The organism is Chitinophaga varians (genome assembly GCF_012641275.1).
Lineage (GTDB): Bacteria > Bacteroidota > Bacteroidia > Chitinophagales > Chitinophagaceae > Chitinophaga > Chitinophaga varians_A.
Map to the genome: position 1 here is coordinate 480,103 of NZ_JABAIA010000003.1, position 14,764 is coordinate 494,866.

At 52.1% G+C, this 14,764-nt stretch carries 9 protein-coding genes; 3 read left to right on the plus strand and 6 right to left on the minus strand.

The window, feature by feature from the left end; genetic code table 11:
* Positions 1 to 348: an L-rhamnose mutarotase gene (locus HGH92_RS25195; protein WP_168873578.1), complete on the plus strand. Its 348-nt coding sequence runs from the start codon at positions 1 to 3 to the stop codon at positions 346 to 348.
* Here the strand turns inward: HGH92_RS25195 and HGH92_RS25200 are convergent.
* On the minus strand, positions 335 to 1,240 hold the full coding sequence (locus HGH92_RS25200) for a helix-turn-helix transcriptional regulator (protein ID WP_168873579.1): 906 nt from the start codon (positions 1,238 to 1,240) through the stop codon (positions 335 to 337). The genes HGH92_RS25195 and HGH92_RS25200 overlap by 14 nt on opposite strands.
* Before the next feature lie 131 nt (positions 1,241 to 1,371).
* On the opposite strand from HGH92_RS25200, the gene HGH92_RS25205 reads away from it, so the two are divergent.
* Together HGH92_RS25205 and HGH92_RS25210 are read left to right on the plus strand one after the other, a co-directional pair.
* The gene (locus HGH92_RS25205; protein ID WP_168873580.1) at positions 1,372 to 3,696 is read left to right on the plus strand and encodes a hypothetical protein; all 2,325 of its coding nucleotides are present in this window, start codon (positions 1,372 to 1,374) and stop codon (positions 3,694 to 3,696) included.
* A 176-nt stretch (positions 3,697 to 3,872) separates the two neighbouring features.
* Positions 3,873 to 4,874, plus strand: coding sequence for a terpene synthase family protein (locus HGH92_RS25210; protein ID WP_168873581.1), 1,002 nt, complete (start codon positions 3,873 to 3,875; stop codon positions 4,872 to 4,874).
* Between the two features lie 12 nt (positions 4,875 to 4,886).
* Here HGH92_RS25210 and HGH92_RS25215 read toward each other — a convergent pair whose 3' ends face one another.
* The 5 genes from HGH92_RS25215 to HGH92_RS25235 all read right to left on the minus strand — a co-directional run bounded on the left by HGH92_RS25215 (position 4,887) and on the right by HGH92_RS25235 (position 14,698).
* A complete protein-coding gene (locus HGH92_RS25215; protein WP_168873582.1) occupies positions 4,887 to 5,906 on the minus strand; it encodes a polyprenyl synthetase family protein in 1,020 nt (339 codons plus the stop codon).
* A 154-nt stretch (positions 5,907 to 6,060) separates the two neighbouring features.
* The gene (locus HGH92_RS25220; protein ID WP_168873583.1) at positions 6,061 to 7,764 is read right to left on the minus strand and encodes a RagB/SusD family nutrient uptake outer membrane protein; all 1,704 of its coding nucleotides are present in this window, start codon (positions 7,762 to 7,764) and stop codon (positions 6,061 to 6,063) included.
* 25 nt (positions 7,765 to 7,789) lie between these two features.
* Positions 7,790 to 10,915, minus strand: a complete 3,126-nt coding sequence (locus tag HGH92_RS25225; protein WP_168873584.1) for a SusC/RagA family TonB-linked outer membrane protein — start codon at positions 10,913 to 10,915, stop codon at positions 7,790 to 7,792.
* Positions 10,916 to 11,112: 197 nt separating this feature from the next.
* Positions 11,113 to 13,614, minus strand: coding sequence for a glycosyl hydrolase family 95 catalytic domain-containing protein (locus tag HGH92_RS25230; protein ID WP_168873585.1), 2,502 nt, complete (start codon positions 13,612 to 13,614; stop codon positions 11,113 to 11,115).
* Positions 13,615 to 13,921: 307 nt separating this feature from the next.
* Positions 13,922 to 14,698 carry a phytanoyl-CoA dioxygenase family protein gene (locus HGH92_RS25235; RefSeq protein ID WP_168873586.1) on the minus strand — a complete coding sequence of 259 codons (777 nt, stop codon included), beginning with the start codon at positions 14,696 to 14,698 and terminating at the stop codon, positions 13,922 to 13,924.
* Positions 14,699 to 14,764 lie beyond the last annotated feature (66 nt).

The window sequence follows — 14,764 nt, forward strand, 5'->3', positions numbered from 1 at the left end:
ATGAAAACAGAAGAGAAGGTTTTTGTGGTGAATATTGTACCGGAACAAACGAAGCTGCAGGAATATCTGCGTTACCATCAGCAGGTATGGCCCGAAGTGGAGGCCGGCTTCCGGAAAGCCGGGTATCAGAAAATCACGCTTTACAGGTACCAGTATTTAGTAGTGATGAAGATCGTGGTGCCGGTGGGTGCGGACCTGCAACAGATGGGCAAAACGGCCGAAGGCTACAGCCCGCGCTGTGCCGAGTGGAACCGCCTGATGTCCGGGTACCAGGCAGGCGTGCCGGGAACGGCGCAGGGCGAGACCTGGGTGGAGGCTAAGCCTTTCTATGAATTCAGGAAGGAATAGCGAGGGTATGCTCGTTGTACCTTTTGATGAAATCGCGGGGCGATACGCCCTTAATATCCTTGAAGTGTTTGTTGAAATTGGAGATATTGTTATACCCGCTCTCATAGCAGGCTTCCGCTACGTTATGATGTCCTTCCAGTAATAGTTTGGCGGCATGGCCGATCCGTACTTCCTTTACAAAGTCTATTAACGTGCGGTTGGTTTTTCTTTTGAAGAAACGGCAAAATGCCGCGGCAGACATAGGGATAAGGTCCGCCACGTCCTGCAACGCTATTTCCTCCCTGAAGTTGCTGAAGATATAATCAAATACCTTGTTGATCTTGTTGGCTTCCCCGGAGTTGTCCACCGCGTTGAAATAGGGGGAAGAAAGTATTTCCGCATATTCCGACTGTGCCAGCACGTCCAGCAGTTGCAGCATCAGCACGGCCCGGGTAAGCCCTGACTGGACCAGCATTTCCTGCATGAGGTTCCTGGCAGTGGTGATGGTTGGGCCGGTAAAAAGCAGTCCCCTGGAGGCTTTTTCGAAAAGCGCATTGAGCTGCCGGGCTTCCGGTTTCTCCAGCAGTTGCCGGCCCAGGAAGTCCGGGAAGAAATGAATAACTGTCGCCGCCGGCTGCTGCAAAGGATCTACCGGTTGATAGTATTGCCAGCAATGCGGCAGATAACTGCCGAGCAATACCAGCTCGGTGCCTTCAAAGTCCCGGATATGATCGCCGATGAAACGTTTGCCGCTGCAGTTTTCAATCAGCGCGATCTCAAAATTCACATGTGACTTCAAAGCCGTATATCTCCTGATCTCCAGAAATTCTGACCGGATGGTAAATGACTGGTCGGGAGGAAATGTGAAGTTCTCATAAATGTACTGCATAGTGTGGCATACTCCTGGTGCCAAATTAGTAAATTTTAAGTCAGGTTGGCATTTTAACAGCTGATTTTATGGAAGCAAAAAAAGCATAGGTAATCGTCAAATAACGGGTGGTATAATGATCTCGTATAACGGATTTTTGTGTAGTGAAATACTGCATGAACAACGATAGGAACAAACAGATAAAGTACTTTCTTTTTGCGATAAGCCTGCTGCTTGGGACTACAGGCGTGCTGCACGCACAGCAGCAGACAGCTGAGGCGCTGCTCGGCCGGCTACACGGCTCGCTGCGGTACAGCATTGGCCGGTACGATGGCACAACATTACTTTCCGAACAAACTTTTCAGCATGGGCGGTTACAGACCGGCGGCGGCGACTGGCAATTGCAAACGCATGCCACGATGCTGCCCGATGGCGCCGCCGACGTACAGGTGGTATGCCGGCTGGCGCAGGGCCGCGCGGCGCAAAGCGCGGTAACGGTATCGTTGGACTTTAGCCATTGGAGCCCGCAACATTATGTGCTGGTGCCGGCTTCGGTGTACAATGGCAACCGTTACCGGTCTATCGGCAATGGCTACAACCCTGACTATCCCCGCGACATGTACTACAATCCTCATGTGCCGCTGACGATTGCCAATAATCCGCGTTTGTCGGATGAAAAAGGGAAACCGTCAGTAATAACGCTGCAAACCACCAACGCGGCCACACCGGCGATCTGTTTTTTCTCCCCGGAGGAAAAGAAGGGGTGCATTGTGCTCACCACGCAGCAGACCAGCCTGGGAAACAGCGGCCTTACCATCGCGGAAAACAGCGCAAAAGACAGTTGCGTGCTGTCTATATCAGCACCGGCCGTACGCCGGCTGGCGCCGGGATTTGGGGACTTTCATCCTAGCGGCGACCATGCGCCCGATTGGCAGGCCGGCGATGAAGTGACGCTGCATTACCGTGTATATGTTTTTGATGCGGAAGATATCCCTGCATTGTTGCGCCGTTTTATGACGGTACGCAAAGCGCTGAGCGGGCCTAATCAGCCACGCGACATACTGCCCATGAGCAAACTGCTGCAATGTGCGACTGACATCTGCCGGGGTAATTTTATAGAAGTAAAGACAGGCGCCTATTACAGGCCGGAAAATAATAACGATTTCCAGTTGGGATGGGTGAGCGGTATGATCAATACCTACCCCATGCTGGCTTTGAATGACGCAAAGGAAAGGGAACGCGTGGCAAGGGAACTGGATTTTATCACCGGAAAACTGCAGGGCGAAAGCGGCTATTTCTACGGCGGCATCACTGCCGACGGCAAGCTACGACCAGAAAAGATGCATCCGGATTTCCCTGAATTACAGGCCATGGTAAGGAAAAACGGCGACGTTTTGTTTTGGCTGATGAAACACCTGATGTTGCTCAAAGCGCAGGGCTACGGCCGGATGATCAGGCCGGAATGGGAGCTGGCGGCCAAACGGCTGGCAACGGCCTTTGCGGCCACCTGGCAAAAACATGGCGAGTTCGGACAATATATTGCTCCGCGTACCGGAGAGATAGCGGTTTATAATTCCACCGCGGGGGCCATCGTGCCTGCGGGCATGATGCTGGCCTCCCGTTATTTTCACGTTAGGGCATGGACGAGGGTAGCTCAACAGGCGTCCGCCTTTTATTACCTCCGTGATGTAGAGAAACAGGGTCTTACGGGCGGCGACTGCGGAGATATTTCTCACGATGCCAATTCAGAATCGGCATTCGGTCTGCTGGAGTCGCTGGTGTCCATGTATGAGTATTCAGGGGAACGGCACTGGCTGCAAAAGGCAGCAACACAAGCCGCCCTCTGTGCTACATGGGCACTTTCCTATGACCCTGTTTTTCCGTCCGGAAGCGCTATTGACAAGTTAAAAAGCCATATGGCCGGCGCGGTTTGGGCCAGTATCCAGAATAAACACGCTGCGCCAGGTGTCTGCACTTCTTCCGGTGACGCGTTGTTCAGACTGTTCCGCGCTACCGGCGATCCGCTGTATGCCGATCTCCTGCGGGATATCCAGCATGCGCACGCAGAAGCGGTGAACATGCCCGGCCATATCACCACCAACAACCTCATGGGTTCGTCTATGGAACGTATACAGCCCGGCGATGCGGAAGGCAAAGAGAGCATCGGCAATTTTATCAACACGCGCAACTCCTGGACGGAAACCGCCGGCATGCTCATGGCACTGGAAATACCGGGTATCTATGTAAACACCGACAAAAAAGAAGTATACGTCTTTGATCATGTGACGGCCCGGGTGGTATCAACAGAAAAAGATGTCATGGTGATAGCAGTCACCAACCCGACAGCGTATGATGCATCGGTGTCACTGCTGTCGGAGAACAACCGTGAGGCTGCCGTGCCGCTGCCGCGTACTGCATTTGTAAAATGGCCGCACGTGGTGGTAAACGCCGGTCAGACAGTGACAGTAAGGGTTACGCCGGAAGGTGCCGTGGTTAGGTAAAAGTTTACGCCTCCCAACAAATACAGAATAAAGCAAGAATATGTTGCCCCCGGGATTTTTCCCGGGGGAATTTTCATGTAAGAAACTACCGGTACTGAAATGGGGCTGCTCTGCATTGTTTTAAATTTAATTGGCAGTCCTACTATCCCGTTGTCCACCATCCAAACCCTTTTCTTATGAATACTACTAATCTTCTGGCCGTTTCGCAGTTTCACTATCCTTTTCCTATGCTTAAGAACCCTTATGCAGCAGTCATGCAGGAAATTACTGACAACGAATGGATTGACGGTACGTATTTGTCTCTGTACAAAGATGACCCTGTCACGAGAAAAAAGTATAAGAAGACCAAAACGGCGCATATTGCCTCCCAATGGTTCCCTACAGCCAGCCTGGAGCGATTGCGGCCAGCCTGCCGCCTGATGTTGTGGACGCTTTACAATGATGACAAGTATGAAGAATACAGCCCCGAAGAAATCAGTTTTATTGAACAGCAAAGTCTTGCGGTGCTGAAAGGTTCGCTCAGCGGCGAAGACGCCGGTATCCCGCTGGGCGGCTTGCTCGCCACGCTGCGGGAGGAACTGGTACAGTTCGTACCGCCGGAATCCATGACGCGGTTTACAGACGGCCTGCAAAAATACTTTAATGGGTTAAAGCAGGAACAGTATTACAAATCACTGAAAACATTTCCCACCGTGGAGGAAAGCCTGGCTATCCGGGAAGATTCCCTGTGTCTGTATCCCTTCCTGGAATTACTGGACCTGGAAACAGGGTTGATACTTCCGGAAGAGGTACATCAGCATCCGGTCATAAAACGCCTCAAGGCGCTGACGGTCCGCATGATGGTGTGTTTCAACGAAGTGCAGTCGTTTTCAAAAGATGAAGCCACAGACGCTATTTATTACAACGTGTTGAAGGTAATACAGCATCAAAGAAACCTTTCCTTTGAAGAGGCCGTGCGGCAGATCCTCCATATCCACAACGAATACCTGAATGAATTTCAGTACCTGCAACGTTTTCTGCCCGATTTCGGGCCGTGGCAGGATGCGGTGGTCAACAGGGTGCATTATTTCAGTATGACGCTGAACGGATGGCGCTCTATCTCTTCGGGGTTGGACAGGTATAATTCGTTGACCGGATTCCCGGACGCGCAAACGGCTAAAAATGCATTGGACGGCTAGGGGCGCATCGGTTTAATGCGCCCTGTTCAGTAACATGTCTGTTAAGCTCAGTAATGCCTGTTTATGCGCTTCCGGTACAGAGATGCTTTTCAAATGGCGCAGTGCGATGTCCTGGTACCGTTGGCATTCGTGGATGGCCCATTGGTCCGCTTTACAGTCTTTATACAGCTGTACCATCGGTGCAATTTTATAAATAGTGTTGTCTGCCATGAGTTCTTCCAGATGTGAACGTTGGGCCGGGGTGGCTGATTCGAAAGTCTTCAGCAGCAGGAAGGTTTTTTTATTGAGCAGAATGTCTCCGCAGATTTGTTTCCCGAATTTTACCTGGTCCCCGAAGCAGTCGAGGTAGTCGTCCTGTATCTGGAAGGCGGTCCCGATATTTTTACCGAAGGCGTACAAGTGTTCCTGGTCTTCCTCGCCGGCGCCGCCTATCATGCCGCCTATTTGCAGGCTGGCAGCGAGGAGTACGGCTGTTTTCATCGTGATCATGTCCAGGTAGTCGGTATATGAAATGGCGCTGAGTGGCATGGCTTCCATGTCCAGGTCTGTTTGCTGGCCTTCGCCTACTGCCAGTGCGGCTTCCAGGAATGTTGCCGTGACAGCCTGTTTGTAGTCGCCTTGTATACAATTCAGGTATTCGAAGACATAGAGCAGTAGGGTGTCGCCCGTGAGGATGGCGGTATTGGTATTGAATTTTTTATAGATGGTAGGCTGCCCGCGACGCAGTGGCGCGTGGTCCATAATGTCATCATGTACCAGTGTGAAATTATGATAGAGTTCCACCGCGTTGGCAGCTAAAAAAGCATCCAGGTGAACAGGTCCCATGAGGTTATTGGCCATTAGGCATAATATGGGACGGATACGTTTGCCACTATTGCTTAATGAATATTCAACTGCCTCATATAATGTGGCGGGATTTTTCGGAAAAAGCCGATCATTGAATTGGGCTTCGAAAGCTGCCAGTAAATCATTAAAGGAAAGGACGGCCTGCTCGCCGGTAGCGTTGTTTTGAGGGGAGTGATGCCGGGACATAGGATTTCCAGTTTGAGCTAATGTAACTCACCGGTCCGGAAATGTCGCTGCAGTTGATGGTTTTTTGTTAGGTTTCCTAATTATTATTATTGTTTGTAAAAAAAGATGGGCAGGCATCAGTTGCCTGCCCGCTTTAATAATGTTAACCGGTCAATTAATAACCCTGGTTCTGTTCCAGTACAGCGCCGGTGTTCTGTGTGATTTCAGTGGAAGGTATTGGCCACAGGTTGTGGTATGGCTCAATCGTCAGGCCTGACTTAGGGTTGTATTTTTTATCCCGGTCGTAGAGTTTGCCCAGACGGGTAAGCGTCACTGCCCTGAATTCTTCCATGTACAGCTCTCTCAGGCGTTCATCCAGGATGTAATCGAGGTTCATTTCTGCCGCGGTGGCTGGTGTGGCGCCGGCTCTGTTCCGCAATATGTTCACATCGTCCGTTGCTTTTTGAGCGTCTCCTTTGGCGAGATAGGCTTCTGCTCTCAGCAGATAGGTTTCTGCCACGCGGGCCATGTACTTCTGCATAAACAGGCGGGAGGCGCCGTTCAGCAAGAATCCACCGAAGGGGTTGGTCACATTGGTGAGGATGGAAGGACCGGCTACAGACACAAAATCACCTGCGGAAGGGGACATCTTCCTGATCACCGGATAAAAATTCCGGATGGTGTCCCTGAAGTCCGCCGGCGCTACTTTGGCTTTATAGCCGTCTTTTACGTACCATTTGCCATAGTCCGGAGAGTTGGCAGGCACGCCGGAAATGCGGATGTCCCGCACGATATTGTAGGAGGAGTTACGGATGTCGCCAGGCGTCCATATTTCATAGAAGAAATGGGAGGTAGGGCGTATCCAGCCGATACCGTTGGACGAAACGCTGTCCACAAACTTGGCGTTGAACAGGATAGACATTTTGGTTTTAGTGGTGGCTTCTGTGATCCTGACGCCGGTTAAACTGGGAACGACTGCCCAGGCCGACTGATCGCCCACGGAGGCGGAGTTGTTCAGCGTGCTTTGTATCACCAGCAGTCCTTCGTGATTGCCGGTGCTGTAGTTCTGGTTGTTGTATTCAAACAGGTCCCTGTACACGTCGCCGGGTAAATTGGCCCTTCTGCCGAAGCGGCTGTTCATCAGGGACACGCCGCTGAAGTTAATGACGTCGGAAGCGCTGGCAATGGCGCCGTCATAGTCTTTCAGGGAGATAAGCACCTCCGTGAGCACATGTTTGGCGATCTGTTTGTTCACGGTGCCATCCGGTACCTGGTTGATATCGGACAAGATGCCGATGGCCTGTTGCAGGTCTTTTTTACATTGCTGGTAAACGGCTTCGCGGCTGGCGCGCACGTAATCGTAACGCGGTCCGGAAAGTTCGTTCAGCTCAATGGGAACGCCGCCGTACAGGTTGGCCAGCACGTTGTAGGAATAGGCCCTGAAAAACAAAGCCTGGCCCAGGAAACTGTTTTTATCGGCATCGCTGAGCTTAGTGGATTTAGATGCCTGGCTGATGATCAGGTTAGCATTGGTGATGATTTTATAGAACGCCGTCCACATGTTGCCGGGAATGAAATAGGTGGGCACCATGGTGGCCTTATAGGCATTTAACTTGGCGGCGGGGTCATAGTCGGTGCCGTTGTACGCGAAGTCAGTAGCGTAATACAGCCCGAAATATGTATCCAGGTTGATGTTTCCCATGTAGATGTTGCGCACGCCGTTGTACAGGTTGTTGGTGGCCTGCTGGAACTGGATGGAGGACTGCAGGGAGTTGTCCGGCGTATAGATAGACAGCGGGTCTTCATCCAGGAAACTCTTGCTGCAGGAAGATAATGCTGCTCCGATACAAAGGAGGTATATGAAGATTTTTGGTTTCATGTTCTGAAAGTTTACTGTTGAAGCATTAGAATGTCACGTTTACACCAAGGGAGTAGTTCTTCATCACGGGATAACCGTTCTGGTCGAGGCCCATACCGCCCGGTATTCTCAGGCCGAGCGATGAACGCTGGCTGGATGAAGGATTGGACTCGGGGTCCCAGCCGTCCCATTTGGTAATGGTGAGAAGGTTCTGCGCGTTCACATACACGCTGGCTGCCTTGAGTATTTTCAGGCGGCTCAGCAGGCCCTCGGGCAGGGTATAGGTCAGCGTTACGTCTTGCAGGCGGATAAAGCTTCTGGACACATAAGGCCCGAAGTTTTCACCCAGCGTGGCAACATATGCCGCGATGCTTCTGTATTTGGCATTCGGATTATTAGGTGTCCAGTAGTCGTATACAAAGCCGTTGTTGTTGCGGATATTGTCAGGGTTTTGCAGCATAATGCCGGGTGCGCCGAGGTATCCGTTTTTGCCGCCCTGGATAGTGTTGATGAAGAACTTCAGTTGGAATGCCTTGTACTGGAAGCTGTTGGAGATGCCCAGGCTGTAGGACGGATCGAGTTTGCCTAATATCTGTTTGTCCTCCGGGGTGATCTTTCCATCTCCGTTCACATCTTCCACGCGGTATTGCCCGGCTTTAAAGCCTTGTGCGGCGAGGCCGGCGGGGATTTGCTCGCCCAGCTGGTACATACCGGTGATCTTATAGTCGTACACGACGCCGTAAGGCTGACCGATAAAGTAGCTTAATATAGGATCGCTGCCGTTGATCAGGTCATTTTTGGTACCGTCGATGTCCAGCACTTTGTTGCGGTTCCGGAAGAAGTTGGCGGTCACTTCCCATTTGAAGTTTTTGTTGGACACGGGTACGCCGGTGATGTTCAGTTCTTGTCCCCTGTTCTGGATTTTACCGATGTTGATCAGGAAGCTGTTGAAACCGGTTATGGTAGGCGTGGCCCTGGAGTTCAGCAGGTTGGTGGAATTGGAGAAGTACAGGTCCAGTGAGCCAAACAGCCGGTTGTCGAAGAAGGAAAAGTCTACGCCGGTGTTAAACGATTTGGTGGTTTCCCAGCGCAGGCCGGAGTTGGGCAACTGGCTCAGGAAGGAGCCGAGTTGTGCGCCGCCGGAGGTGCCGTAGAGGTAACCGCTGGACAATCCTACGGTCATCTGGGAAAGGGTCTGGTAGCGGCCGACGGTCCTGTTGCCGGTAGCGCCGTAAGACAGTCTCAGTTTCAGGTCGTTGACAGCGTTGACAGACTTCAGGAAGTTTTCTTCTTTCAGGCGCCAGGCGAATGCAAGGGATGGGAAAGTAGCCCATTTGTTGGTGGCGGAGAAGCCGGAGAAACCGTCTCTTCTTACCGTACCGGTCAGGATATATTTTTTATCGAACGAATACGAGAGCCTGGCCATTTGGTACAGCGCTGTTTCCTGCCAGGGGAGTATGTCCATGTCGTTGGAAACGGTGAGCCGTGCCGGATCGCCCACGTCCAGCCTGTTGTAGGACAGTACGCCGTTGGTGATGCCGCCAGCGGACGTGCTGCTGCCGTCATGTTTGTTTTTTTCCGCGCCATACAGCAAAGTGAGGTCCACACCGTGTTTCCCGAAGTCCCTTTTATAGGTCAGGATGTTGTCGATCGTCAGGAAATAATTGGTCATGTATGTTTTGTAGGCGGTAGCTTCTACGTTAGGCGCATTGTAGTTGAACCTGTTCGTATAGATGTAGTTGTTACCGAAGTTCACGCGGTAGTTCAGTCCTTTCACCTGCGGGATGTCCACGCTGACGAAGAAGTTCCCGATCATGTTCATGTTTCGGTCCAGGTCCCTGGAACGTCTGAGCACTTCCAGTGCGGTGGGTGTAGTGGTTTGCGCGTAGAACTCCAGCATCTGGCCTGTTTTAGGATCGAAGGGGAGGTTGTACGGTTTCAGGAACATGATATCGGAGAAGGTGGGCGACACGCCACTGTAGTCGTTGATGGACAAACCTGTCTGTGCGCCTACTGTCAGCCATTCTGCGGGTTTGGCTTCGAGGTTGAGCCGGATGCTGTTTCTCCGGTAGTCGTCATTTTTAACCAGGTTTACCTGGTCAAAATAACCATAACCTAAATAGAAACGGATCTTCTTTGATCTTCCGCTTAAACCGATGTTATGGTTGTGTATCCTGGGGCGGGAGTTGGTCATTAAGTCCCACCAGTTGGCTTCATAACCGTTTTTATAGTTGTCGCCTTCTATGCCGGGCATTTTCGTAGTGGGGTCCCAGTTAGGGTTCATTTTAGTAGGATCGTTGGGATCACGGCTTTCGGTAAGGTACCAGTCGCCGAGCTTCTGTATGTACTGGGCGCCGGAGGCAGGTCTCATGTCTTTTTTGGTCATCTCCTGCATAGAGTAGGACCCGCTGTAGTCTACCGTGAGCTTGTCTATCCCGCTGGCGCCGCTTTTGGTGGTGATCAGCACCACCCCGTTGGACGCCTGGGAGCCATACACGGCAGCAGCGCTGGCATCTTTCAACAGGTCGATGCTGGCGATATCTGACGGGTTGATGGAGGTGAGCGATCCCCGGTATATCAGGCCGTCCACTACGATCAACGGGGAGGTGGTGCCGGAGATGGAGTTTCTGCCGCGTACCATCAGGGTAGGATCGCTGCCGGCCCTGTTCACCTGTCCGACGGTGAGACCGGGCACTGTGCCCCTTAAAGAAGACATCACGTTGGCGTTGGGGGATTGTTTCTGTACCTGCAGATCGGCCTTGGCTACTGCACCGGTAACGTCCTGTCTTTTCCGGGTGCCATAGCCCACTACCACCACGCTGGTCAGTTCACTGACGGTAGACGTTAGTACCAGCGATAGTTCCGGGTTTTTGCCCTGGATGATTTTATATCCTGCAAATGATTTGGCGTCGTAGCCGATCATGCGGGAGCTGAAGGTGTAGTTGCCCGCCGGTAAGTTGGTGAAGGTGAATTTACCGACGCTGTCGGAGATGGCGACTTTCACGCGGTGGCCGTTGGACACCGCTTCCACAGATGCGCCGGGAAGTGGTGAACCGCCCGCGTCTTTAACTGTTCCGCTTACATGGCCGGTGTTTTGTTGAGCATACGTTTGCATAAACATGGCACAAATGGAGAGCATTGTGGCAATAGTTGTTTTTACTATTCCTCCCATAAAACGATTTTTTGAATGATAGATGTCTGGTGATAAAGCAATACCCGGAATAGCCTGTCAGGCTACTCATGTTGTACATTCTGTAGGTTTAAAAGTTTTTTCCTAACGTGTTTGGAATACTGGCGATGTTGGTTTTGTTTGTTGGTTTGATTTATGCAAAGGTTTGCATAAATGATGAAAAAATTATTGTTTTGGTTTTACATGACTTTAGATAATTGGCTGTTGAGTTTGATGACTTCGTTTTTCCGGGTGATGTAACTGGCGGATGAATCATCTGTTTTAATATGCAGGTTTCCGCCGAGCCTGGAAGTGACGGTAGCATGCAGCAGTTTGCCGTTTTGCCATTCCATGTCGATCACGAATCCGCCGCGTGCGCACAGGCCGGTCACACGGCCGGATGCCAGCGCATCAGGCAGGGAGGGTAGCAGCGCGATCTCGAAGGTGCCGTCGCTTTTCCTGTGCTGGCTTTGCAGCAGCATTTCTGCGATAGCGGCGGTGGCGCCGAAGTTGCCATCGATCTGAAAAGGCGGATGATTATCGAACAGGTTGGGCAGTGTTTTTTTGGTGAGCAGCCCGGACAGCAGCCGGAAGGCGTGGTTGCCGTCATGGAGGCGGTTCCACATATTGATTTTCCAGGCGAGGCTCCAGCCGGTGCCGTCATCGCCGCGGCCTTCCAGTGTTTTGCGTGCTGCTGCGGCCAGTTCAGGCGTGCCCTCCATGGTAATTTGGTTGCCGGGATATAAGCCAAAAAGATGGGAGGTATGCCGGTGATGCGGCTCTTTTTCGGGGTAATCTTCTGCCCATTCCATAATACGGCCGGTAGCGGGACTGATACGCACCGGTGCCAGCCGCTTTAACGTGGCAGCGCATTGTTCCCGGAAAGCAGCATCTATGCCCAATGTGGAGGACGCAGCGATGCAGTTGCTCAGCAGGTCGTGAATGATTTCTATGTCCATGGTGGCGCCATAGGTAAATACAGAGCTGGTGCCATCAGGCAGCAGGAACGCATTCTCGGGAGAGTAGGAGGGGTTGGTGACCAGTTTGCCCGGGCATACGGTGCCTGCCGGTGCTTCCACGAGGAAGTCGAGCATAAATTCCGCAGCGCCTTTCATGAGCGGGTAACCCCGTTGTGACAGGAATGTTTTATCGCCGGTATAGCAGTAATGTTCCCAGAGATGTTGTGCCAGCCATGCCGCGCCCATAGGCCATATGCCCTGGGGGCCGTCGGCGGGTGCGGTGAATCCCCAGGCGTCGGTCAGGTGATGTACCACCCAGCCTTTGGCGCCGTAGGTTTGCCGTGCGGTGCGTGCGCCGGGTTTGACGAGCGCTTCTTCCAGATCAAACAGCGGCTGGTGCAGTTCACTCAGGTTGGTGATTTCAGCCGGCCAGTAGTTCATCTGTACGTTGATATTGGTATGGTAGTCTGCATTCCATGGTGGCGTCATCTGCCACGCCCAGAGTCCCTGCAGGTTGGCAGGCATATGCCCCGGTTGGGAACTGGAGATAAGAAGGTAGCGGCCAAACTGAAAATACAAGGCCACGAGGCCGGCATCGGGACTGCCCGTGCGGCGTGCATATTCCAGCCGTTCGTCGGTAGGCAGCGCGGCGGCTACGGTGTCGCCTGTATGAAAATCCAGCGTCATTCTGTCGGCATATTTTTTATAAGCCGCGATGTGCGCTGATTTTAAAGCGGTATATGTTTTGGCAGCAGCTGCGGCAGCATAAGTCCTGCTTTGTTGTACCGGATCGGTGCTGACGGTAGTAACGCCCTTGGCCAGGTTTTTTAAACCGGGGTAGTTGGTGGCGCCGGTTATATATAAAGTGACGTCGTTGGCATTCTCCACATACAGGATGCCGTTCCTGATGTAAACACGGCCGCCATTGTTCATGACTTTGGCGCGGGCTGCAAACCTTATCCCACGGGGTTTTCCGGTGGTGTCTTTAATAGGCAGCCGGCCTTCCAGCAGGAGCGCCGCAGCATCTTTCGGATCGGGAAGGCATTGTGCGTCCTGCTGTCGTTTAAGCGTAAAGCGGAAGTTTATTTTGTCACGCGCGCTGGCGGTAAATCTTACCACGACGGCGTTGTCAACGAAAGAGGCGAAACTTTCCCGGGTATAGGTTACGCCGTCAGCAGTGTATTTTACGGTGGCCACGGCGGTGGAAACATCGAGGCTGCGACTGTAATTCTCTGCGCTGGTAGTCGGTTGATCGAGCCACAGCTCACCGAGCGACTGGTATGGTTTTATCCTTTCGGGCACGCCCAGCATGGTTTTGCTGGCGAGTTTGACGGCTTCGTTGTTTTTGTTTTCAAACAGCAGCTGTCTTACTTCCGGCAGTGCTTTTAAGGCCGCGGGATTGTCAGCGTCTCTCGGGTAGCCGTCCCATAATGTACTTTCGTTTAGCTGTATCCGTTCGTCCGCTACGCCGCCGAATATCATGGCGCCCATGCGGCCGTTGCCTACCGGCAGCGCCTCTTCCCATACGCGTGCGGGACGGCGGTACCACAATACAGGCCCGTCTGGCTTGCCGGCCTGACCGCTGCATTGCGCCCTGTCATCCCAACGGGCGGTGATGTCGGCAGTCCTTTCGGCAGCAGGCAGGATGCCCGTCTGCGCTTGCGCCGTGGCTGTGGTAGTGGTAAACATCAATCCGGTGAACCAGATATAGTTTCTGAACGCGGAACGTATTGGTTGATACATCAATCGATTGTTTTTTTCAGGGACGTTGACAGAAAATTATAAAATAAATACTATCGCCGGCAGCAAATTCCTGCTACCGGTAAAATAATACCAGCAATTGCTCAATTAGTATTCAAAATGGCTGTGGATGGGCGATGTACGGGACTGGCCGTAGTGTGCTAGTGTTAAAACGACGCTTATTTTCAGGTATATTGTTATACAAAAAGCCATGCAACCTGAAGTGAATCCAAAAGTTTGAACGGCTTTTTGATTGAGTGGCTTTAGTTACATGGCTTTTGTGTGTTAAAGAAAAAAATGCGCATCTGTATTAGCTGCCCAATGCCAGTCTGATAGCTTCTTCTACAGGAGAGCAGGGGCACGCCCGTTCCGTTTTCATCAGCCTGTCTTTCAACAGCAGCGGCGGCTGCGCCAGAAACCGTGGCGTTTTTCCCCGGTGTGCCTGCGCCGCATGTACCAGAAAAGGATGGCAGAGGTATACTGTACCGGCGTTACCGACAGCGATTATTTCTTCTCTTGGCGGCAACGACGGAAGCTGTGCCGCTATTTCAAGAACAGTCATCCCTTGTTCTCCGGCCGGTTGCAACAGCCGGGCAATGTCCAGGTGTGACCCCACACGAAGCCTTGTCGGCGCATCGTCCTCTCCGATATCGGAATACAGGAACAACATGAGCAACCCCCTGTTCCTGGAATGCCAGTTGACCCGCCACTCAAGATAATTCACCGGATTATCGCCAAAGCTGGCATCTACATGCCAGCCGGTGTCTCCAGGATCTTCTACGGATGGAAAACGAACCGGGAAAGTACCCATGCTCCTGCAAGGCAGCCACCTGTCTTTTCCCACCAGCTGGTCAAAAGCGGTATGCAATACCGGTGTATTGGCTGATTGTACAAAAGGCGGCTGGGAATACATGCCCAGCCGGATAACGGGCTGCTTCCAGGCAGACGGGTCAGGACCAACGCCAAGGTCGTTCCACAAAATATCCCGCACCTCAGCAGCAAGGGCGGTACTAAAGGCATCGTCTATACGAACAAAACCTTTTTCAATAAACTGTTTTATCTGGGTTGCATTGAATACTTCTTCCATAAAAAAATGATGAGCATGAACAAATAGAATTATACCACACCTGTGATCAGGCGCGCTACAGTACAA